The organism is Streptomyces sp. NPDC096105 (assembly GCF_044763335.1).
Taxonomy (GTDB): Bacteria; Actinomycetota; Actinomycetes; order Streptomycetales; family Streptomycetaceae; genus Streptomyces.
On record NZ_JBIWGC010000013.1, the window covers coordinates 191,013 to 212,217 of the forward strand.

General features: G+C 72.9%; 20 protein-coding genes and 2 pseudogenes. 9 read left to right on the forward strand and 13 right to left on the reverse strand.

Features of this window, described 5'->3' with window-relative positions:
* The first annotated feature begins 123 nt into the window (after positions 1–123).
* The 6 genes and pseudogenes from ACIQ8B_RS21400 to ACIQ8B_RS21425 form a co-directional block, all read left to right on the forward strand.
* Positions 124–516: a hypothetical protein gene (locus ACIQ8B_RS21400; protein WP_403548767.1), complete on the forward strand. Its 393-nt coding sequence runs from the start codon at positions 124–126 to the stop codon at positions 514–516.
* A gap of 90 nt (positions 517–606) precedes the next feature.
* Complete coding sequence (locus ACIQ8B_RS21405) at positions 607–1,833, forward strand: hypothetical protein (RefSeq protein WP_403548769.1); 1,227 nt, start codon at positions 607–609, stop codon at positions 1,831–1,833.
* Positions 1,834–1,898: 65 nt separating this feature from the next.
* A pseudogene (locus ACIQ8B_RS21410) lies at positions 1,899–2,312 on the forward strand (DUF4232 domain-containing protein); the annotation flags it as partial.
* Between the two features lie 36 nt (positions 2,313–2,348).
* The gene (locus tag ACIQ8B_RS21415) at positions 2,349–2,876 is read left to right on the forward strand and encodes an SMI1/KNR4 family protein (protein ID WP_290005533.1); all 528 of its coding nucleotides are present in this window, start codon (positions 2,349–2,351) and stop codon (positions 2,874–2,876) included.
* Between the two features lie 556 nt (positions 2,877–3,432).
* Entirely contained in the window at positions 3,433–4,053 is a 621-nt protein-coding gene (locus ACIQ8B_RS21420) for a DUF4232 domain-containing protein (protein WP_403548771.1), read from the forward strand.
* Positions 4,054–4,073: 20 nt separating this feature from the next.
* A pseudogene (locus ACIQ8B_RS21425) lies at positions 4,074–4,655 on the forward strand (nucleotidyltransferase family protein); the annotation flags it as partial.
* Positions 4,656–4,721: 66 nt separating this feature from the next.
* On the opposite strand, the gene ACIQ8B_RS21430 reads toward ACIQ8B_RS21425, so the two are convergent.
* From ACIQ8B_RS21430 to ACIQ8B_RS21450, 5 genes are all read right to left on the reverse strand, one after another.
* Entirely contained in the window at positions 4,722–6,428 is a 1,707-nt protein-coding gene (locus ACIQ8B_RS21430; RefSeq protein WP_106413068.1) for a bifunctional uroporphyrinogen-III C-methyltransferase/uroporphyrinogen-III synthase, read from the reverse strand.
* Positions 6,425–7,420 carry a hydroxymethylbilane synthase gene (hemC, locus tag ACIQ8B_RS21435; RefSeq protein ID WP_290005528.1) on the reverse strand — a complete coding sequence of 332 codons (996 nt, stop codon included), beginning with the start codon at positions 7,418–7,420 and terminating at the stop codon, positions 6,425–6,427. Before hemC ends, ACIQ8B_RS21430 begins: the two co-directional genes overlap by 4 nt.
* Positions 7,417–9,135, reverse strand: a complete 1,719-nt coding sequence (locus tag ACIQ8B_RS21440) for a glutamyl-tRNA reductase (RefSeq protein ID WP_403548773.1) — start codon at positions 9,133–9,135, stop codon at positions 7,417–7,419. Before ACIQ8B_RS21440 ends, hemC begins: the two co-directional genes overlap by 4 nt.
* On the reverse strand, positions 9,132–9,920 hold the full coding sequence (locus ACIQ8B_RS21445; RefSeq protein WP_290005523.1) for a redox-sensing transcriptional repressor Rex: 789 nt from the start codon (positions 9,918–9,920) through the stop codon (positions 9,132–9,134). The genes ACIQ8B_RS21440 and ACIQ8B_RS21445 overlap by 4 nt, the downstream gene beginning before the upstream one ends.
* A gap of 287 nt (positions 9,921–10,207) precedes the next feature.
* Positions 10,208–10,480 carry a glutaredoxin family protein gene (locus ACIQ8B_RS21450; RefSeq protein ID WP_290005521.1) on the reverse strand — a complete coding sequence of 91 codons (273 nt, stop codon included), beginning with the start codon at positions 10,478–10,480 and terminating at the stop codon, positions 10,208–10,210.
* A gap of 115 nt (positions 10,481–10,595) precedes the next feature.
* Between ACIQ8B_RS21450 and ACIQ8B_RS21455 the strand changes: the two genes are divergently transcribed.
* From ACIQ8B_RS21455 to ACIQ8B_RS21465, 3 genes are all read left to right on the forward strand, one after another.
* Positions 10,596–11,507 (forward strand): HAD family hydrolase, encoded by a 912-nt coding sequence (locus tag ACIQ8B_RS21455; RefSeq protein WP_403548775.1) that lies wholly within the window; start codon positions 10,596–10,598, stop codon positions 11,505–11,507.
* Positions 11,508–11,864: 357 nt separating this feature from the next.
* Complete coding sequence (locus tag ACIQ8B_RS21460) at positions 11,865–12,641, forward strand: ECF subfamily RNA polymerase sigma factor, BldN family (RefSeq protein ID WP_106413074.1); 777 nt, start codon at positions 11,865–11,867, stop codon at positions 12,639–12,641.
* Positions 12,642–12,846: 205 nt separating this feature from the next.
* Positions 12,847–14,091: a DUF5667 domain-containing protein gene (locus tag ACIQ8B_RS21465; protein WP_403548777.1), complete on the forward strand. Its 1,245-nt coding sequence runs from the start codon at positions 12,847–12,849 to the stop codon at positions 14,089–14,091.
* 48 nt (positions 14,092–14,139) lie between these two features.
* Here ACIQ8B_RS21465 and ACIQ8B_RS21470 read toward each other — a convergent pair whose 3' ends face one another.
* The 8 genes from ACIQ8B_RS21470 to ACIQ8B_RS21505 form a co-directional block, all read right to left on the reverse strand.
* Positions 14,140–15,207, reverse strand: coding sequence for a lysophospholipid acyltransferase family protein (locus ACIQ8B_RS21470; RefSeq protein WP_106413076.1), 1,068 nt, complete (start codon positions 15,205–15,207; stop codon positions 14,140–14,142).
* 14 nt (positions 15,208–15,221) lie between these two features.
* The gene (locus ACIQ8B_RS21475; protein ID WP_106413077.1) at positions 15,222–16,283 is read right to left on the reverse strand and encodes an NAD-dependent epimerase/dehydratase family protein; all 1,062 of its coding nucleotides are present in this window, start codon (positions 16,281–16,283) and stop codon (positions 15,222–15,224) included.
* A 201-nt stretch (positions 16,284–16,484) separates the two neighbouring features.
* Positions 16,485–16,583, reverse strand: coding sequence for a 30S ribosomal protein bS22 (locus ACIQ8B_RS21480; RefSeq protein WP_003948845.1), 99 nt, complete (start codon positions 16,581–16,583; stop codon positions 16,485–16,487).
* A 154-nt stretch (positions 16,584–16,737) separates the two neighbouring features.
* Entirely contained in the window at positions 16,738–16,950 is a 213-nt protein-coding gene (locus ACIQ8B_RS21485; RefSeq protein ID WP_290005512.1) for a helix-turn-helix domain-containing protein, read from the reverse strand.
* 129 nt (positions 16,951–17,079) lie between these two features.
* Positions 17,080–17,895 (reverse strand): phosphatase, encoded by an 816-nt coding sequence (locus ACIQ8B_RS21490; RefSeq protein WP_403548780.1) that lies wholly within the window; start codon positions 17,893–17,895, stop codon positions 17,080–17,082.
* Positions 17,896–17,987: 92 nt separating this feature from the next.
* Positions 17,988–19,160, reverse strand: coding sequence for an acetoin utilization protein AcuC (locus ACIQ8B_RS21495; protein WP_403548782.1), 1,173 nt, complete (start codon positions 19,158–19,160; stop codon positions 17,988–17,990).
* The gene (locus tag ACIQ8B_RS21500; protein WP_403548785.1) at positions 19,111–20,349 is read right to left on the reverse strand and encodes an MFS transporter; all 1,239 of its coding nucleotides are present in this window, start codon (positions 20,347–20,349) and stop codon (positions 19,111–19,113) included. The genes ACIQ8B_RS21495 and ACIQ8B_RS21500 overlap by 50 nt, the downstream gene beginning before the upstream one ends.
* 60 nt (positions 20,350–20,409) lie before the next feature.
* Complete coding sequence (locus ACIQ8B_RS21505) at positions 20,410–21,072, reverse strand: HAD family hydrolase (RefSeq protein WP_403548787.1); 663 nt, start codon at positions 21,070–21,072, stop codon at positions 20,410–20,412.
* Positions 21,073–21,205: the final 133 nt, after the last annotated feature.

The window sequence follows — 21,205 nt, forward strand, 5'->3', positions numbered from 1 at the left end:
TTCCGCCCAAGAGGCTCTGAACTCCCTCAAGTTGCTTCACCCGGACGCCGGGGCGTCCGTACGGTCGGAAGCAGGAGCACGGAGCACGGGCGGAGCAGCAACGGCAGGGAACAGGGGAACGCTGTGTCGGTCGAGCACATCGCCGTGATCGTCCTGGCGGTCGAGGTGGTCGTCATGGTGGCGGCGCGGGTCGGCACCGAACGCCGCCACTGGAACCACGCCAAGGGACGCGGTCCTGCTCCGCAGACGGGCGAGGACCTCACCTTCGTACCGGCGGCGCTGTACGGGATCGCCGCCGCGTCCATGGCGGTCGGCGCCCTCACGGCGTCCGTCGAACCGACCCTCGAAGCGCTCGCCACCGTCGCGGTGTTCGGCGTGCTGCTCCCCGCGTTCACCGCGAACGCCGTGCTGCGGCTGTCCACCCGAGGCGGCCGTACGGCCGTCACTCCGGGCCTGCGCGGTCTCGCCGCCACGGTCGCCGCGACGGGCGGCCTGGTGTCGGTCGGCCTGATCTGAGAACCGGGTCCGGCAGCCGCCCCGGACCCGCTATGATCCCCCGGTCAGCCTTTGGCGCGCCCCCGACAGGGCAGCCCAAAGGCTTTTCTCATGCCTTCCGACACCACCGACACCCCTGATCCCCAGCCCGGTTACCGCGCGCTGCTCCGCAACCGCGAGTTCGCCGGCCTGTACGCCGGTTTCACGCTCACCGTCGGCGCGAGCACCCTCTCCGGCTTCGCGCTCGGCACGCTCGTCGACCGGGCGACCGGCTCACCGTTCCTCACCGCCGTGAGCATGTACGGCGCGACCTTCGCGACCGTCCTCGGCGCGACCACGCTGATGTCGGTCGCGGACGGCAGCCGTCCGCGCCGCACCCTGGTCGCGCTCCAGGCCGTCGCCCTCGCCGGCGCCTGCGCACAGGCGGTCCCGGGCATGCCCCTCGCCGCCCGCTTCGCCCTGCTCCTCCTGCTCGGCTTCTTCCAGTCCCTCAACACCGGGACGCGCATGGGCCTGCTCGCCGAGGCGGTGCCCGTCTCCGCGTACGTCCCGGCGCGCTCGCTGATGAACGTCACCGCGGGCGGCACCTCCGTCCTCGGCTTCGCGCTCGGCGCGGTCCTGCTGCGCCACCTCACCCCGCAGGGCGTGTTCCTCGCGGCGGCGGCCCTCACCGCGGCCGCGCTCGCCGTGACGGCCGCGACCGTACGGGAACGCTCCGTCCGCCCGCCCCGCCGCCCCGGCCTGCGCGAGACGTGGACGACCAACGCCGCCCTCCTCTCCCGCTCGGGACCGCGCGCCCTGCTCCTCAACCTGTGGGTGCCCAACGGCCTGATCGTCGGCTGCGAGGCCCTGTTCATCCCCTACGCCCAGGAGGACGCGGGGATCCTGCTGGCCGCCGCGTCCGCCGGCATGCTCCTCGGCGACCTGACCGTCGGCCGGCTGCTGAGCGCCTCGTGGCGACGCCGCTGCGCGTTCCCCCTGCGGCTGCTGCTCGCGGCGCCGTACCTCCTCTTCGCGCTGCACCCGCCGACCACCGTGGCGGCGGTCGCGGTGTTCCTGGCAAGCGCGGGCTTCGCCGCCACGCTCCCCCTCCAGGAGCACCTGCTCGCTCTCACGCCCGAGCAGGTGCGCGGCCAGGTGCAGGGCGTGGAGTCGGCGGGCCGCATGACCTGGCAGGGCATCGGCGCGGCGGTGGCCGGCGGCACGGCGCAGTTCCTCTCCCCCACCGTGACGATCACGGCCCTGGCAGCGCTCTCCGTGTGCGTCACGGTCGTCTCCCGCCCGTACGTGAACCGCACCCGGCCCCTGACGGTCGCGCCCAGGTCACGGCGCCGGTGACTTGGCGACGGGTCCGTCGGTGACCGGGAACCGCCACCACGGACCCGGACCTCTGCACGAGGAAGGACCTCTCCTTCACCGCGTCGAACCACGACGGGAAGGGCGAGCCGGCCCGCTGCCTCCTCATCACCGCCGCCAACGCGAGCGACAAGGAGTGCGAGGTCCGGAACGCCCCTGAGATCATGCTCGGTGACGCGCAGGGCCCCTCCCCGGTCATGGAGGGCACGGAGACCGGCGAACCCTTCGCCCTCGTCCCCGGCGGCACGGCGTACGCGGGTGTGCCGGCGGCCGGCGGCAACCGGGACACCTACGAGGTGACGTTCATGACCCTCACCCTCGGCAGCCCCGGCGGTGAGGCGGAGGAACCGGTCGGCCTGGCGATGCCGGTCGAGGGGTTCCTCCAGGCCGACGACGGCCAGCGCGTCACCGGCCGGCAGCCCACGGAGGGCCTCGCCATGCGCCCGGTCACCCAGTCCTGACCCCGGCTGTCGGTGTGCGCGGCTACGGTGCCTCGCATGACCGACACCTCCGGCGACGACCGCCGCCTCCCGCCCGCCCTGGCCGAACTGGCCCGCACGCCCATCGACTACGCCGACGGCGAGGGCATCGACCTCGAACCCTACGAGACCTTCTGCTCGGCCGGGGAGACCACCGACTGGCTGCGTCAGTGGACCGGGAACCCGGAGCTGGACGGCGACGCCTTCCGCGTGTTCGGCCAGGACGGCACCGGCGGCCTCGCGGCCCTCTGGCGGATACGCCCGGGCCGCCCCCTCACCGAGCAGCCCGTGGTCTTCCTCGGCTCGGAGGGCGAGACGGGCGTCGTCGCCGGCAGCCTCTCCGACTTCCTGTGGGTGCTGGCGGAGGGCATCGGTCCCCTGGAGTCGGTCCTCCACGACGACCACTCCCCGCGCCCCGAAGGCGCCCTTCCCGGCCTCGCCGCCCGCCACGCCACCACACCGCGCCGCCCGGCCCGCACGATCATCGCCGAGGCCCGCGCCGAGTTCCCGGACTTCACCGCGTCCATCGACGCCCTCTGCCGCTGACCGCGCCGGCGCCCGCCGAGCGGGACGACGCGCCCGCCCTCACATGCCGGTTCGGTTCAGGCCGCGCTCGCCGCCCCGCCCGCTCCCGCCCGCACGTCACGGCAGTCGCGGCAGGGACCTGGCTCCGGGCCACGGAAGACCCGTCCGCAACCGCCGTCACAGTCCCGGAAGGGGTGCGGGCGATGCGGGTGAGGGGTGGCGGCCCGCTCCGCCGGACGTCCAGCGGCGTGCGGTGGGCGTACGTCCGCGTCACCAGCGGCCCGTCCTCCGTGTGCTCACGGACCCGCCGCAGACACCCGTGCGCCTCCAGCTCCCGCAGCCCCGCCCGCCGGCCCGCCGAATCCCGTGCTTCCGGGCTTCCGGGCTCCGCTCCGCGGCACACCGGTGTCCGTGCCAAGCCCGGTACGGATGTCACCGCGCATGCATCCGTTCGTCACAGGCGTGTCCGGGTGGGGCGCCGGGTGAAACGGCGAGCGGACGGAGCGGGTCTTGTGGTGCGGAACGGCCGCCCTGACGGTCCGTCACGAAGGCCGGCACCGACACCGAGGAAGACACCATGCGCGTCAACAAGCTCACCATCGCCGCCCTGGCCGTCGTCGCGGGTCTCTCGCTGACCGCCTGCCAGAACGAGGAGGACGTCGCCGCGGACCCCGGCCCGGCCGCCTCGTCCCCCGCCGCCCCCTCCGCGAACGGCGACGGCGACACGGACCAGTCCCAGGAGGGCACGGTCGCCGGAGCCGGCGCCGACGGGGGCGGCAAGGCCGACGACTGCCGCACCGACGAGCTGGAGGTCACCGCGACAAACGTCACCATCGACGGCGACACCGAGGGCACCGTCGCGGTGGAGTTCACCAACGGCGGCGGCCGTGACTGCACCCTCGCCGGTTACGCGGGCGTCGACCTGAGGACCGACGCGGGCACGCTGTCCGCCGAACGCACCGGCGAGGCGGCCCCCTCGGTCGTCCTCGAGGACGGCGAGGCGGTGTCCTTCGCCGTCGTCCACCCGGTCAACGACTCGGGCGGCTCCGGCGTCCGCGTCACGAGCCTGGTGGTGACTCCGCCCAACGAGACGAAGTCGGTCACCCTCGACTGGCCGGCCGCCACGCTGCCCGTCACGGACGGCTCCGGCACGAAGGTGAGGGTCGGCCCGATCGGCAGCGCGGGCCAGGGCGGCTGAACTGTCCGGACGCCGTCCGGGTGACCTGGCCCGTCCACTCCGCGTTGATCCCGGCAAGGGCACGCGACCGGAACGGAACGCTGCTGGAGGTGCTCGGCCGGACGGCGACGCCGGAGCCGCCCGGCTGGTACCTGACGGCAGGCTGTCTCTTCCAGACCGTGTGGAGCGTCGTCACGGGCCGCCCGCCCGGCGAGGGCATCAAGGACGACGACGTCTTCCACTTCGACGACGGCGACCTGCCCCGGGAGGCGGAGGACGGGGTGATCCGGGCCGCGGCCGAGGTCTTCGCGGACCTCCCCGCCGAGGCCGGGATCCGCAACGAGGCCCGCGTCCGCCTCCGGTACGAGCAGAAGTCCGGCGTCCCGTGCGCCCCGTGCACCTCCACCGGGGCCGCGATCGACAGCTTCGCCGCGACCACCTGCTGCCTGGGCGTCCGCCTCACGCCCGGCGGCCGGTGGCGCGTCCACGCTCCGCACGGGCTGTCCGACGTGTTCGGGCTCGTCGTACGGCCGAGCCCGGTCCTCGCGCCGCGCGCCGTGTACGAGGCGAAGACCGCGCGCCGGCGCCGACAGTGGCCGGAGCTGACCGTGCTGGAGTGGCCCACGGCATGGGACGACGGCGGGGCGTGTCCGCAGACACGCCCCGCCGTCAGCAACCCTCGGCTCACCTCACGTCGTCGACCGACGCCTCCGCGCCCCCGGACGCCGCTCGCTGGGCCGGGTGACCGGGTCACCCGCCTCCAGCGCCGCCAGCCGGCGCCGCGCGCCGAAGTCCGCGAGGGCCTCCGCCAGCTTGTGGACCGACGGCTCGGGAGCCATCACGTCCACGCGCAGCCCGTGCTCCTCGGCCGTCTTCGCCGTGGCCGGGCCGATGCAGGCGATCACCGTCACGTTGTGCGGCTTGCCCGCGATGCCGACCAGGTTCCGGACCGTCGACGACGAGGTGAACAGCACCGCGTCGAAGCCGCCGCCCTTGATCGCCTCACGGGTCTCCGCCGGCGGGGGCGAGGCCCGCACGGTGCGGTAGGCCGTGACGTCGTCGACCTCCCAGCCCAGCTCGATGAGCCCCGCGACCAGCGTCTCGGTGGCGATGTCGGCGCGCGGCAGGAAGACGCGGTCGATCGGGTCGAAGACCGGGTCGTACGGCGGCCAGTCCTCCACCAGCCCGCGGGCCGACTGCTCGCCGCTCGGCACCAGGTCCGGCCGCACCCCGAAGTCGATCAGGGCGTTGGCCGTCTGCTCGCCCACCGCCGCGACCTTGATCCCGGCGAAGGCGCGGGCGTCGAGCCCGTACTCCTCGAACTTCTCGCGCACCGCCTTGACCGCGTTGACCGAGGTGAAGGCGATCCACTCGTAGCGGCCGGTGACCAGGCCCTTGACGGCACGTTCCATCTGCTGGGGCGTGCGCGGCGGCTCGACCGCGATGGTCGGCACCTCGTGCGGCACGGCCCCGTAGGACCGCAGCTGGTCGGAGAGCGACGCCGCCTGCTCCTTCGTGCGCGGCACGAGCACCTTCCAGCCGAACAGCGGCTTGGACTCGAACCACGCCAGCCGGTCCCGCTGGGCGGCGGCGGAACGCTCACCGACCACGGCTATCACCGGCCGGCCGCCCTCCGGGGAGGGCAGCGCCTTGGTCTGCTTCAGCGTCTGCGCGATCGTGCCGAGCGTCGCCGTCCAGGTGCGCTGCCGGGTGGTGGTGCCCGCGACGGTCACCGTCAGGGGGGTGTCGGGCTTTCGTCCGGCGGACACCAGTTCGCCCGCGGCGGCGGCCACCGAGTCCAGCGTGGCGGAGACGACCACCGTGCCGTCCGAGGCGCCGACCTCCGTCCAGCACCGGTCGGACGCCGTCCGCGCGTCGACGAACCGCACGTCGGTGCCCTGCGCGTCCCGCAGCGGCACACCGGCGTACGCGGGCACGCCGACCGCGGTGGCGACACCGGGCACGACCTCGAACGGCACCCCGGCCGAGGCGCACGCCAGCATCTCCTCGGCGGCGTACGCGTCAAGGCCGGGGTCGCCGGACACCGCACGGACGACCCGCTTGCCGCCCCGCGCGGCCTCCATGACAAGATGTGCGGCATCCCTATTCGCAGGGACAGCGGCGGTTGTTGACGCGCCGTCAACGACCGTCAGCTGGGGCGTGCCCAGGCCCGGCGTGGACGACGCAGTCGTGTCCGCGTCCGTGTGCACCTCGGCGACGCCCTGCCTGGCGTGCGTCCGCACGACGGCGAGCACGTCGTGCTCGGCGACGAGGACGTCCGCGTTCGCCAGGGCCTCCACGGCGCGCAGGGTCAGCAGTCCCGGATCCCCGGGTCCGGCACCGAGGAAGGTGACGTGCCCTTGTTCCGGAGGGGCGGGAAGAGTGGTGGGGCTCAAAGTGCTCGCTCCCCCATCAGACCGGCCGCGCCCTGCGCCAGCATCTCGGTGGCGAGTTCGCGACCGAGCGCCATCGCCGCCTCGTGCGTCTCGGGCACGGGACCGGTGGTGGACAACTGCACCAGCGTGGAGCCGTCGGTCGAGCCGACGACGCCCCGCAGGCGCATTTCCTTGACAGTCTGCCCGTCGGTCCGGGAGTCCCCCCGCTCGAGCGGAGCCGAGAGGGGGGGAAGGTCGGCCAGCGCCCCCACGGGTGCGCTGCAGCCGGCCTCCAGAGCGGCGAGCAGTGACCGCTCGGCCGTCACGGCGACCCGCGTGAACGGGTCGTCGAGCTCGGCGAGCGCGGCGATGAGGTCCGCGTTGTCCGCGGTGGTCTCGACCGCCAGTGCCCCCTGGCCGGGGGCGGGCAGAATCGTGTCGACCGACAGGAAGTCGGTCACCTCGTCGCTGCGGCCGACCCGGTTGAGCCCCGCGGCCGCCAGCACGACCGCGTCCAGGTCACCCTTGGTGACGTACCCGATGCGGGTGTCGACGTTGCCCCGGATCGGGACCGTCTCGATCTCCATGCCGCGGCTGCGCGCGTACGCGTTCAGCTGCGCCATGCGGCGCGGCGAACCGGTGCCGACGCGCGCCCCGGCCGGCAGGTCGGTGAACTTCAGCGCGTCCCGGGCGATGAGCACGTCCCGCGGGTCCTCCCGCACCGGGATCGCCGCCACGACCAGCTCGTCGGGCTGCGTGGTCGGCAGGTCCTTCAGGGAGTGCACCGCGAAGTCCACCTCGCCGCGCGCCAGCGCCTCCCGCAGGGCGGCGACGAAGACGCCCGTGCCGCCGATCTGCGCGAGGTGCTCGCGCGAGACGTCGCCGTACGTGGTGATCTCGACGAGCTCGACGGGCCGTCCGGTCACCTGGCTCACGGCATCCGCCACCTGCCCGGACTGGGCCATGGCGAGCTTGCTCCGCCTGGTGCCCAGCCTCAGTGCCTTCTCAGTCATCCCGGCCCTCGGTTCTCTGCGTTCTTCTCGGTGCTTTCCTCGGCGCGGGAGACGGAGGCCACCGTCTCGGGGTCGAGGTCGAACAGGGTGCGCAGCGCGTCCGCGTACCCGGCGCCGCCGGGCTCGGCCGCGAGCTGCTTGACCCGGACCGTCGGGGCGTGCAGCAGCTTGTCGACCACCCGTCGCACGGTCTGGGTGATCTCCGCGCGGTGCTTGTCGTCCAGGCCGGGGAGCCGCCCCTCCAGGCGGGCCATCTCACCGGCCACCACGTCGGCCGCCATGGTCCGCAGGGCGACGACGGTCGGCGTGATGTGCGCCGCCCGCTGTGCCGCCCCGAACGCGGCGACCTCGTCGGAGACGATACGCCGGACCTGGTCCACATCGGCAGCCATCGGAGCGTCCGCGGACGCCTCCGCGAGCGATTCGATGTCCACCAGCCGCACGCCGGGCAGGCGGTGCGCCGCCGCGTCGACGTCCCGCGGCATGGCGAGGTCCAGCAGGAAGAGCACGGGCTCGGGGCGCCGCGGCTCCTCCACCGGCTCGGGCCGCCGCCGCTCGGGGATGCGGCCGATCGCGGACGCGGTCGCGGCGAGCGCGCCGATGACCTCGGCGTCCGCCTCCGGCCCGGCGCCGCCGCGGGCGGCGTCCCGGCGGTCGACGGCGGAGCCCGCCGCCCACGCGCCGTGCTGCTCCAGCGTGGCCGCGTCCATCCCGGCGACGGCCGCCTCCCCCATCACGGAGAAGCCGGGCCGCACCGTGGGCAGGTCCACCGGGCAGCCGTCCTCGGCGGAGGTCTGCGGCTGCGCGGCCGGGGCGTCCTCGCGGGCGTCCTCCTCGGCGACGGCGTCGAGGTCGACGACCGGCGCCCCGCCGGCCCGGCCCTCGACGCCCGCGGCCACCGTCTCGGCGGTCAGCACCAGGCCGGTCGCGCCCGTGCAGGAGACGACCACGTCCGCACGTGTCAGCTCGAACGGCACCGATGTCATCGGGACCGCGCGGGCCGTCACGTCCGTGTCGTCACCCTCGGTGAGGATCCGCACCAGCCGCTCGGCGCGGTCGGGCGTGCGGTTGGCCACGACGATCTCGGCGGCCCCGGCGCGCGCGAGCGTGGCCGCGGACAGTGAGGACATCGAGCCCGCGCCTATGACGAGGGCCTTCTTGCCCCGGACCCAGGACTCGACGGGGGCGCCGAGCGCGAGCTGCTCCAGGCCGAAGGTGACCAGGGACTGCCCGGCGCGGTCGATGCCGGTCTCGGAGTGGGCGCGCTTGCCGACCCGCAGCGCCTGCTGGAACAGGTCGTTCAGCAGCCGTCCCGCGGTGTGCGTCTCCTGCGCGCGGGCCAGCGAGTCCTTGATCTGGCCGAGGATCTGCCCCTCGCCCACGACCATCGAGTCCAGCCCGCAGGCCACCGAGAACAGGTGGTGCACGGCCCGGTCCTCGTAGTGCACATAGAGATAAGGAGTGAGCTCTTCCAGGCCGACCCCGCTGTGCTGGGCGAGCAGCGTGGACAGCTCGGCGACACCGGCGTGAAACTTGTCCACGTCGGCGTACAGCTCGATGCGGTTGCAGGTGGCGAGGACCGCGCCCTCGGAGGCGGGCTCCGTGGCGACCGTGTCCTGCAGCAGCTTGGTCTGCGCGTCCGCGCTCAGCGACGCCCGCTCCAGCACGCTGACCGGGGCGCTGCGGTGGCTCAGTCCGACGACGAGGAGGCTCATGCCGGCATCACGGCGGGTACGTCCCCGTCGGGTCCCTGGTCGGTGGAGCCCTCGCGCTGGGCGGCGACGGCGGTGTTGGCGGCGCCGGCGGCCTGCGCGGTGGCGACCTCGGCGGCAGCCTCCTCACCGGCCTTGCGCTGCTCGTGGAAGGCGAGGATCTGCAGCTCGATGGAGAGGTCCACCTTGCGCACGTCGACGCCGTCCGGAACGGTCAGCACGGTCGGCGCGAAGTTCAGGATGGAGGTGACTCCGGCGGCCACGAGCCGGTCGCAGACCTGCTGGGCGGCGCCGGCCGGGGTGGCGATGACGCCGATGGACACGCCGTTGTCCCGGATGATCGCCTCGAGCTCGTCGGTGTGCTGCACCGGGATGCCGGCGACGGGCTTCCCGGCCATCGCGGGGTCGGCGTCGATCAGCGCGGCGACCCGGAAACCGCGGGAGGCGAACCCTCCGTAGTTGGCCAGGGCGGCGCCGAGGTTGCCGATTCCTACGATCACAACCGGCCAGTCCTGGGTGAGGCCGAGTTCGCGGGAGATCTGGTACACGAGATACTCGACGTCGTAACCGACGCCCCGGGTGCCGTAGGAACCCAGGTAGGAGAAGTCCTTGCGCAGCTTCGCGGAGTTGACACCCGCGGCGGCCGCCAGCTCCTCCGAGGAGACCGTGGGCACCGAGCGCTCGGAGAGCGCGGTCAGGGCGCGGAGGTACAGCGGAAGCCGGGCGACGGTGGCCTCGGGAATCCCTCGGCTACGGGTCGCCGGTCGGTGAGTTCGGCCAGTTGCCACGGTGCTCCTGCGGGTAGAGCGGGGCTTCAGGCGGTCATACGTCCCCGGACCGCCCCGTCGCATGCAGGCTATGCCTTTGTGAACGCGTGCACAAAGATTGTGTCCGATTTGCCCGGCCAACGTGACCGGGGTCACGCGCCCCCGGCGCACACGGACGGAACCGGCGCACCCGCGGCGGCGTTCCTTGGCTTCCAGGGGCAAAGCACCCACTCTCCTCTGTGAATCCCGCCCCCGAGACCAGACCGCCATCGATCCTAAGCGAATTTCCGCCAGATTGAACTGGTCGGTCAGTCACCCAGTGCCTTGCGGAGACGGTCCTCGTCCACGCGCCAGAAGGTGTGCTGCCGTCCGTCGACGAGCACCACGGGGATCTGCTCCCAGTACCGGTCGTACAGCTCCCGGTCCTCCGTGATGTCCTTCCCCTCCCACGGCACGCCGAGCTCGGCGCACACCTTCTCCACCACCACCTGCGCGTCGTCGCACAGATGACAGCCGGGCTTGCGGATCAACGTCACGAGCCGGTCCCGCGGGGGCACGGCACGGCGGAAGAGAGGGCTCATACGGGCCATTGTCCCGCGCAGGACAAGGCCGGGGCACCGTCCGTGACACACGGAGTTCACGACGTGCCAACCTCTCGGCTCCGGAACAGGTCCGCGCACTGGCTATGCTCACGCCATGGCCGCTCTCGGATGGCTCACTCCCCGTAGGCGCTCCGCCACGGCGCGGAGCGTGTTGGCAGGCGAGGCCTCGGCGGAGGCAGCCCGCAAGTCCACCCTGCACGTTTCCGAACGCGAACCCGAGTTCCCGGTCCACGGTGACGAACGGGCCGCCGCGTTCTTCGACCTGGACAACACCGTGATGCAGGGCGCCGCCCTGTTCCACTTCGGGCGGGGCCTGTACAAGCGGAAGTTCTTCGACACCCGCGAGCTCGCCCGGTTCGCCTGGCAGCAGGCGTGGTTCCGGCTGGCCGGCGTCGAGGACCCCGAGCACATGCAGGAGGCGCGCGACTCGGCGCTCTCCATCGTCCAGGGCCACCGCGTCGCCGAGCTGCAGTCCATCGGCGAGGAGATCTACGACGAGTACATGGCCGAGCGGATCTGGCCCGGCACCCGGGCGCTGGCCCAGGCGCACCTCGACGCGGGCCAGCGGGTGTGGCTGGTCACCGCCGCCCCCGTGGAGATCGCCACGGTGATCGCCCGCCGGCTCGGCCTGACCGGCGCCCTGGGCACCGTCGCCGAGTCGGTCGACGGCGTGTACACGGGCAAACTCGTGGGCGAGCCGCTGCACGGCCCCGCGAAGGCGGAGGCGGTCCGCGCGCTGGCGCTCGCGGAGGGACTGGACCTCAGCCGGTGCGCCGCCTACAGCGACTCCCACAACGACATCCCGATGCTGTCGCTGGTGGGCCACCCCTACGCGATCAACCCGGACTCCAAGCTCCGCAAGCACGCGCGCCGGATGGACTGGCGGCTGCGCGACTACCGCACCGGCCGCAAGGCGGCCAAGGTCGGCATCCCGGCGGCGGCCGGCGTGGGCGCGGTGGCCGGGGGCACGGCCGCCGCCATCGCCCTGCACCGCAAGCGCCGCTGACGCCCCGCGGCCGTCGCACGGGCGCGCCCGCGGCGCGCGGGCCGGACCGCGACACGCCCGAACCCACTGCCGTACCCCGCACCCGGCCCGAGCAGTCCTGTTGGCTGCACACGGCCACAACTCGCCCCGGACCAAACGGAATACGAAAGCTTCCGGTCATCAACCGGTCAGCCCCTCATGTCTGAACAGGCGTCAATCGGTTACGGAAGCGACGTAATCGACGATTTGAGCAACTCGGCGTAGCAGAGCCTGTACGAAGCGTTATTCTCCTCAGACGCATTCCGGGACCACCGCTTCGCCACGACGGGTGAACGGCCCCGCACTGCACGTGATGAAAGCTCTGCCTCTGGGAGTCCCGTGTACCCACACGTCGGGGTTGACGCCTCGGGCCTGGCTACGCTGCGCGCGACAGTCGCGACAGCCCGAGACATGTTGCGCGGAATCGTCCCCCCCGCGCACGCCGTCCCCGCATTCGCCGCCGTCCCCGCCGGCCCGTGCTACGCCCTCGCCGAGGGGACGGCCGCGGTCGGCAGACGAGGACGTCCGTCCGGCGCTCCCGCTGCCCGCCGTCCCGCCGCCGACAGCGACAGCGCCCGGATGATGGACCTCGTGGAGCGCGCCCAGGCCGGCGAGGCGGAGGCCTTCGGACGGCTCTACGACCAGTACAGCGACACCGTCTACCGCTACATCTACTACCGCGTCGGCGGCAAGGCGACCGCCGAGGACCTCACCAGCGAGACCTTTCTGCGGGCGCTGCGCCGCATCGGCACCTTCACCTGGCAGGGCCGCGACTTCGGCGCCTGGCTGGTGACCATCGCCCGCAACCTCGTCGCCGACCACTTCAAGTCCAGCCGCTTCCGCCTCGAGGTCACCACCGGGGAGATGCTCGACGCCAACGAGGTCGAGCGTTCCCCCGAGGATTCCGTACTCGAGTCCCTGTCCAACGCCGCCCTCCTCGAAGCCGTACGTCGGCTCAACCCCCAACAGCAGGAGTGCGTCACGCTCCGATTCCTCCACGGCCTGTCCGTCGCCGAGACGGCCCGCGTCATGGGCAAGAACGAGGGCGCCATCAAGACCCTCCAGTACCGGGCCGTCCGCACCCTCGCCCGGCTCCTCCCGGACGACGCCCGCTGACCCTCCGTGAGACGCGGCGGGAATCCTCAACCGGGTCACCGGTGTCCGTAACCCAAGTGCCGCGCCCGTCGTTGTGCGGGATACAGGCTCCCTGTGGTCACCCCCTGACCGGCTCCGCTCACCCGATCGTGTGGCGTCGGCCGGGCCGGGGAACCCTCAGGACCCCCTGGGGAGTCGACCGTCATGACGAGAGGAGGTGCCGCCAGTGATCGCGAACGTATCGGCGCACCGGCGGGCGAACGCCTTCGCCCAGGCCCTGGAGGAGCAGTCCGACCGGGGCACGGCGGCCGAGCGAACCGAAGGACCGGCACCGGCCCCGGACGCCGCCGAGACCGAACAGGACCAGCTGCTCACGCTGGCCTCCGGTCTGGGCGCGCTGCCCCGGCCGGAACTCGACCCGGAGGTGAAGGTCGTCCAGCGGGCCCAGCTGGTGGCCGCGTTCGAGGCCATGCTCCAGGAGGGCACCGCCGCAGGCGAGGCGACGGACCGGACCGTCCCCGGACAGCGCTCGCGCCGCGCCAAGGGCGCCCACCGCGCGACCCCGCTGGGCAGGCTCCGGCCGCGATCGAGGCTGGCCAAAGGACTCACCGCGGGCGGGCTCACCGTCGGCGTCGCCGCCGGCGCCCTCGGCGGAGTCGCCGTCGCCAGCTCCGACGCCCTCCCCGGCGACTCCCTCTACGGACTCAAGCGCGGCATCGAGGACGTCAAGCTCACCCTCGCCGACGACGACACCGAGCGCGGACAGGTCTACCTCGACCACGCCTCCACCCGGCTGAGCGAGGCCCGCCGGCTGATGGAGCGCGACCGCGCCGGCGACCTCGACCACGAATCCCTCAACGAGATCCGCCGCGCCCTGTCCGGCATGCGGCACGACGCCGCGGAGGGCCACCGGCTGCTCCGCGAGGCCTACGAGCGCGACCCGGACTCCCTCGGCCCCATGCAGGCGCTCTCCTCCTTCTCCCAGGCCCACCGCGACACCTGGGGCAGTCTGCGCGACCGGCTCCCCGTGCAGCTCGGCGACGTCAGTGAGCAGGTCACGTCGGTGTTCGACGCCATAGACGAAGACGTCGCCCCGCTGCGGTCCCTGCTGCCCCAGCCACCGAACGACGAGGCGGGCGACGGGAAGCGGCGCGGCGACTCCGCCCCGGCGTCCGACACCCCGTCCACGGCCGAACCCTCGCAGTCGCCCGGCACCGAACGGGACGGCTCCGGCACGGGCGAGGCGGACAGCGCGGCGCCGACCGGCTCCGCCGACACCGAGCGCGAGAAGGACGGCCTGCTCGGCGGCAACACCGGCGGTCTCCTCGACCCGCCCCAGGAGAGCGGCCAGAGCAGCACGCCGCCGCCCACGGGCTCCGCCACCCGGCCTCCCGCCTCCGACGTCACCCTCCCGCCTCTCCTGCCCGGGCTCCTCCCGGGTCTGGGCATCGACGCGCAGGACCGGGAGTAGCACCGGGGGCGCCCCTCGCAGCAGGGGCGCCCCCGTACGCATGACGGTCTAGAAGAACACCGACCGGCGCTGCACCAGCAGCTTGTACAGCGTGTGCTGGATCTGCTCCCTCACCTGGTCGGTCAGGTTGAACATCAGCATCGGGTCCTCCGCCGCCTCCAGCGGATACCCGTCCGTCGGGATCGGCTCCCCGAACTGGATCGTCCACTTCGTCGGCAGCGGAATCGCCCCCAGCGGCCCCAGCCAGGGGAACGTCGGCGTCAGCGGGAAGTACGGGAAGCCCAGCAGCCGCGCCAGCGTCTTCGCGTTGCCGATCATCGGGTAGATCTCCTCCGCCCCGACGATCGAGCACGGCACGATCGGCACCCTGTGCCGCAGCGCCGTCGACACGAACCCGCCCCGCCCGAACCGCTGCAGCTTGTACCGCTCCGAGAACGGCTTCCCGATGCCCTTGAAGCCCTCCGGCATCACCCCGACCAACTCGCCCTGCGCCAGCAGCCGTTCGGCGTCCTCCGCGCAGGCCAGCGTGTGCCCCAGCTTCCGCGCCAGCTCGTTCACCACCGGCAGCACGAACACCAGGTCCGCCGCGAGCAGCCGCAGATGCCGCTCGGCCGGATGATGGTCGTGCACGGCGACCTGCATCATCAGCCCGTCCACCGGAAGCGTCCCCGAGTGGTTGGCGACGATCAGCGCACCGCCCTCGGACGGGATGTTCTCCACGCCCTTCACCTCGACCCGGAAGTACTTCTCGTACATCGGGCGCAGCAGCGACATCAGGACCTGGTCGGTGAGCTCCTCGTCGTACCCGAAGTCGTCGACCTCGTAGTCCCCGGTGAGCCGGCGGCGCAGGAACGCCAGCCCGCTCGCGATCCGCTGCTCCAGGCCGCCGTCACCGCCCTCGCGGTCCGCCGCGGGCTCACGCGGCTGCTCTCCTTCACCGGTCACGGGATCATCCTCCCGCACCGGCTCCGCCCCGGGCAGGGGCTGGACCTGCCCCACCGCCGCGGACGGCCGCGCCGCGCCCTGGCGCCGGCCGGCCGCACCACGGCGGCGCGACGCGGCACTCCCGCGGGAGCGGTGGTCGTCGTCGAACGGGATGACCTTGGCGTCCGCCATCGTTGCTGCGCTCCTCAGTCGGCGCCGTGCGCCGGCGCGTGGCCGCTGCCCGGCACGGGCAGCGCGGCGATCCGGTCGACGGCCCTCGCGACGGTCTCCGGCGGCAGCAGCCCGGGACCGCGGCTGCGCACGAAGTCCGCAAACGTTTCAGCAGTCGAGTACGTGGGGGTGAACCCCAGCGTCTGACGCATCTGGTCCGTCGCCACCACCCGCCCGTGTGTCAGGAGCCGGATCTGCTCGGGCGAGAAGTCCGACATCCCCAGCGTACGCATCAGCGAGCCCGCCCAGGTGACCGCGGGAAGCAGCAGCGGCACCGTCGGCCTGCCCAGGCGCCGCGAGCACTGCGACAGCAGCAGCACACCGTCCCCCGCGATGTTGAACGTCCCGCTGTTGAGCGTGCCACGCCGCGGCTCGTGCGCGCCGATCCGCAGCACCTCCACCACGTCGTCCTCGTGCACGAACTGCAGCCGCGGGTCGTAGCCGAACACCGTCGGCAGCACCGGCAGCGCGAAGTACGACGCGAGCGGGGTGTCGGCGGCCGGGCCCAGGATGTTGGCGAACCTCAGCACGCACACGGCGACGTCCGGGCGGCGCCGGGCGAACCCGCGCACATAGCCCTCGACCTCCACCGTGTCCTTCGCGAAGCCGCCGCTGGGCAGCGACTTGGGCGGCGTCGACTCGGTGAACACCGCCGGGTCGCGCGACGCCGAACCGTAGACGTTGGTGCTGGACTTCACCACCAGCCGCTTGACGTTCGGGGCCTTCTGACAGGCGCCCAGCAGCTGCATGGTGCCGATGACGTTGGTCTCCTTCAGCGACGCCCGGCCGCCGCTGCCCAGCGGCGTGCCCGTCACGTCGAGGTGGACGACCGTGTCGGCGCCCGACTCGGCCAGCACCCGAGCGATCGTGGGCTGCCGGATGTCCGCCTGGACGAAATCGGCGCCGCCCAGGTGGTGCTCGGGCCGCACCGCGTCCACGGCGACCACCCGGTCCACCTCGGGATCCCGCTGGATCCGCCGCACGAAACGGCCCCCCAGCTGCCGGGCCACCCCGGTCACCAGCACGACCTTCCCCAAGATCAGCGCCTTTCTCTCACCCTGCTGCCGACGGCCAACCTATCGGGTACCCGTCGCCGTGCGGTGCCGAGCGGACACGTGACGTGACAACATCCCCGGGACGTACCACCGGACACACCGCACGCACCGCACGCACCAAAGGGCAGTGGCCCCCCACCGAATCGCGGTGGGGGGCCACTGGACACGCTCTCGCGCTGTCGCTTACTTCTTGTTGCGACGCTGGACGCGCGTGCGCTTGAGCAGCTTGCGGTGCTTCTTCTTGGCCATCCGCTTGCGCCGCTTCTTGATAACAGAGCCCACGACTACCCTCGCTCACTTCTCATCACTCGGTGTTTGGGCGCCATGGGCCCACACGACCTACGAGGGGCTAGCCTACCCGCCCGAGCGCTGAGGTCGTAATCGAGGTGACCGGGAGGGCCCATGAGTGCCCGATACGGACCCTCCCGGACCGCCGTCAGGCCGTGTCCACCCCCACGTAGCTGTCGCGGAGGTACTCGTGTACCGCTTGCTCCGGGACGCGGAAGGACCGCCCCACCCGGATCGCGGGCAGATGACCGCTGTGCACCAGGCGGTACACGGTCATCTTCGACACTCGCATCACCGAGGCGACTTCCGCCACGGTAAGGAACTGAACCTCGTTCAGAGGCCTCTCGCCAGCTGCAGCCATGACACACCTGAACCTTCCGCACTCGACGGCCACCGGCTTCCCCTTCCGGTGACTCTTCGTCGTTGCGTGCTCACTCCCCAATGTAGGGGCGGGTGATGCGAATGGGGAAGAGGTGCACCCATCGGCGGCCTACTGTGACAGACACGCTCGATTGAGTACGTAGCGGGTCAGCGGCAGGTAGTCGTCGGACCGTGCGCCGTCGTCAACCGGAACGACCACGGACACCGCCCCCTCGGCCTGCCCGACGAACGGCGCCGGGTCGTTCACATCGGCCAGCCCGACGCTCGCGAACCCCAGCTGACCTGCCCCGCAGACCCAACCGTGGTCCCCGATCACCAGCCCCGGCAGCGGCCCGCCGGCGTCCGCCGCGGCCGCCAGCGCGGCCCGAACCGGGAGAGGGGAATGCGTGTGCGCGCCCGGCTCACCACCGGGGCGCTGCGCGGTCGCGTCCCGGACCAGCCCGACTCCCCGTACGTAGTCGAGGTTGCCCGTGCGTAGACCGAACCGGGTCGTTATGTCGACACAGCGACCCTGCGCCGGGGTGAGGACATCACATCCCGCCGCCGACAAGGCGTCTGCGAGCACGGCGTAGAAACGGAGCAGCCGATGCGGGTGCCCGGTGCCCAGCAGCACCGGAACACGGTGCCGCGCGGTCTGCGCGAGCCGCTCCGCGAGTGCGTCCAGGGCGGCCAGCGTACGCTCCGGATCGATGGCCTCGCGCCCCGACGTCCGGGCCGGATCCGCCGCCACCCCGCACCGGTCCGCCATCAGCGCGAGCACCTCCCGCTCGCCCCACGCCCCGACCGGGTCGAGCCCGATCAGCACCCGCGGGTCCCGGGCGGCGAACAGCCGGTAGCTGCGCAGGCTCTCCTCCCGGGTGGTGCCCACCACCCCGGCGAGCCCGGCCGTCAGAAGATGCGCGCGGAGGCGGTCGGCGGTCACCACGCGAGCGATGCTGCGCCACCCGCCCGCGCCCGCGGGCCGGAACGCGGCCCACGCCCCACGGTCGGGGTAACACCCCCGCCCCTCGGGGACGCTCAGGGCAGCATCCCCCGCAGCGGGAACACCGCCCGCCGGGTCGCCAGGACCGCCTGGTCCAGCCGGTCCGCCGGGTCGTACCCCGCGTCCCACGCGGCCCACGACACCGGCCACCGGCCGTCCGTCATCCGGTACGGACCCGGCTGCCGGGTCCGCGCGTACACCTGCTGCCGCCACTCCTCCGGCACCGGCGTCGCCGGCTCCACGGGCCGCCCGGCGGCGATGCCCACCAGGTGCGACCAGGACCTCGGCACGACCTCGACCACCGCGTAACCGCCGCCGCCCAGCGCCACCCACCGGCCGTCGGCGTGCTCGTGCGCCAGCTCGTGGCAGGCCACCTGCACCGCCCGCTGCGCGTCCAGCGACACCGCCAGGTGCGCCAGCGGGTCCTCGAAGTGCGTGTCGGCCCCGTGCTGCGTCACCAGCACCTGCGGCCGGAAGTCCGCGATCAGCTCCGGCACCACCGCGTGGAAGGCGCGCAGCCATCCCTCGTCCCCGGTGCCCGCCGGCAGCGCCACGTTCACCGCGCTGCCCTCCGCGTCCGCGGCGCCCGTCTCCTCCGGCCACCCGGTCTGCGGGAACAGCGTCCGCGGATGCTCGTGCAGCGAGATCGTCAGCACCCGCGGGTCCTCCCAGAACGCCGCCTGCACACCGTCCCCGTGGTGCACGTCGACGTCGATGTACGCCACCCGCTCCGCACCCAGCTCCAGCAGCCGGGCGATGGCCAGCGCGGCGTCGTTGTACACGCAGAACCCGGATGCGGCACCCGGCATCGCGTGGTGCAGACCGCCCGCGAAGTTCACCGCGTGCAGCGCCTCACCGCGCCACACCGCCTCGGCCGCGCCCACCGACTGCCCCGCGATCAGCGCCGACACCTCGTGCATCCCCGCGAACGCCGGATCGTCGATCGTCCCCAGCCCGTACGCCTGGTCCGCCGACCTCGGATCGGCCGACGCGGCCCGCACCGCGTCGATGTAGTCCTCCCGGTGCACCAGCCGCAGCGTCGACTCCCCCGCCGCCTTCGCCGCGACCACCTTCACGTCACGGTCCAGACCGAGGGCGCCGACCAGGCTGCGGGTCAGCGCCAACCGGACCGGGTCCATCGGGTGGCCCCGGCCGAAGTCATAGCCCGTTACTGCTTCGTCCCACATCAGCTGTGCGCGACCGCTCATGCCCGCCACCGTATCGGTCGGCCCCCGGCGCGAACGAACGGGCGTGCACGAGCGTCACCAGCACCAGGACCATCGGCACCAGCATCGCCCCGCGGTAGCTCCAGACGTCACCGAGCGCGCCGACGAGCGGGGAACCCACGAGGAAACCGACGTAGTTGAAGACGTTCAGCCGCGCCACGGCCGCGTCCGACGCCCCCGGCCGCCCCGTCTCGTCCGCCCGCCGCCCCGCCGCCGCGAACGTCTGCGGCACCAGCACGCACAGCCCGAGCCCCAGCAGCGTGAACCCCAGCATCCCCGCCCACACCCCGGGCGCCCCGGCCACCACGGCGAACCCGGCCGCCGCCACCAGCGCCCCCGCCCGCACCACCGACACGGCACCGAAGCGCCGCACCCCCAGGTCCCCGATCGCCCGCCCCAGCAGCGTGGTGACCATGTAGACGTTGTACGGCACGGTCGCCATCTGCTCCGAGCTGCCCAGCACGTCCTGAAGGTACTTCGCGCTCCAGTTGGAGACCGTCGAGTCCCCGATGTACGCCACCGTCATCACCAGGCACAACGGCAGCAGCCACGCCGGCCCGCCGCCCGCACCGGCCTCCGCGCCCTTCACGCCCTTCCTCACGGGAGCCCGGTTCTCCCCGTCGGCGTACCACCGGCTGCCCAGCAGCGCGGCCGGCAGCAGCACCAGCACCACCGGCAGATACGACACCCACAGCGCCAGCCCGAAGTGCGTCCCCACCCAGGCGAGCGACGCCCCGACGATCCCGCCCAGGCTGTACGCCGCGTGGAAACTCAGCATGATGCTGCGCCCGTACGCCCGCTGCAGACTCACCCCGAGCATGTTCATCGAGGCGTCCAGCGCGCCCACCGCCAGCCCGAACGCCGCCAGCGCCAGGGCGAGGACCGCCATCTGCCGCCCCGCGCCCACCGCCAGCAGCGCCAGCAGCACGACCGGCTGGGACCACCGCAGCACCCGGCTCGGCGGCGCCCGCCGCACCAGCCGCTCCGTGGAGACGCTGCCGATGCCGGCCAGGATCGGCACGGCGGCGAGGAAGACGGGCAGCAGCCCGTCGGAGACCCCGTACCGGTGCTGGATGCCCGGGATGCGCGTCACGAGCAGAGCGAAGGCGACGCCCTGTACCGCGAAGCTGAACGCCAGCGAGGCCCTGCCGCGCCGCAGCACATCAGTCATGGCGGCGAGCGTAGGGCTCGGGGGTACCGGTGGGTAGATCCGGTCGAGGACGAACCGTGTTCAGCCCTCGGCGCGGTCGCCGGTCAGGAAGGAGAGCAACTCCCCCATGTCGCCGAAGAGTCGGGTGGCGCCGCTCAGCTTCTCCGCCGGCGTCGTCCCGGTGAACCCGTAGACGTCCATCCCGGCCGCCACGGCCGCCTGGACACCGAGCGGGCTGTCCTCGACCACCACGCACCGCTCGGGGGCCGTGCCCATCCGCTCGGCCGCGTACAGGAACAGATCGGGGGCAGGCTTTCCGCGGCCGACGTCCTGCGAGCTGAAGATCCGTCCGTCGTCGAACCACCGGTCCAGCCCGGCCGCCCGGTGCCCCACCCGGATCCGCTCATGGCTCCCCGACGACGCCACGCAGTACGGCACCCCGTCCGCCTCCAGCTCCTCCAGTACGTCGGCGACTCCGGGCACCGGCTTCAACTCCCGCTCGAACGCGGCGAAGACGCGGGCGTGGAAGACGTCGTCGAAGTCGGCCGGCAACCGCTGCCCGGTGCGCTCCTCGATGAGATCGTGCACCCGGTGCATGGCCGACCCCATGTAGTCCCGGATGGAGTCCTCGTACGTGGTGGGGTGCCCGAGCTCGGTGAGGTAGGCGGCGAGGTGTCTGTTGGAGATGGGCTCGCTGTCGACGAGCACGCCGTCGTTGTCGAAAATCACCAGGTCATAGCGCATGGACCCGACCCTAAACGCAGAGAGCCCCCGTGCCGAACGGCACGGGGGCTCTCCCTATCAAGAATTGTTCGGCGGCGTCCTACTCTCCCACAGGGTCCCCCCTGCAGTACCATCGGCGCTGTAAGGCTTAGCT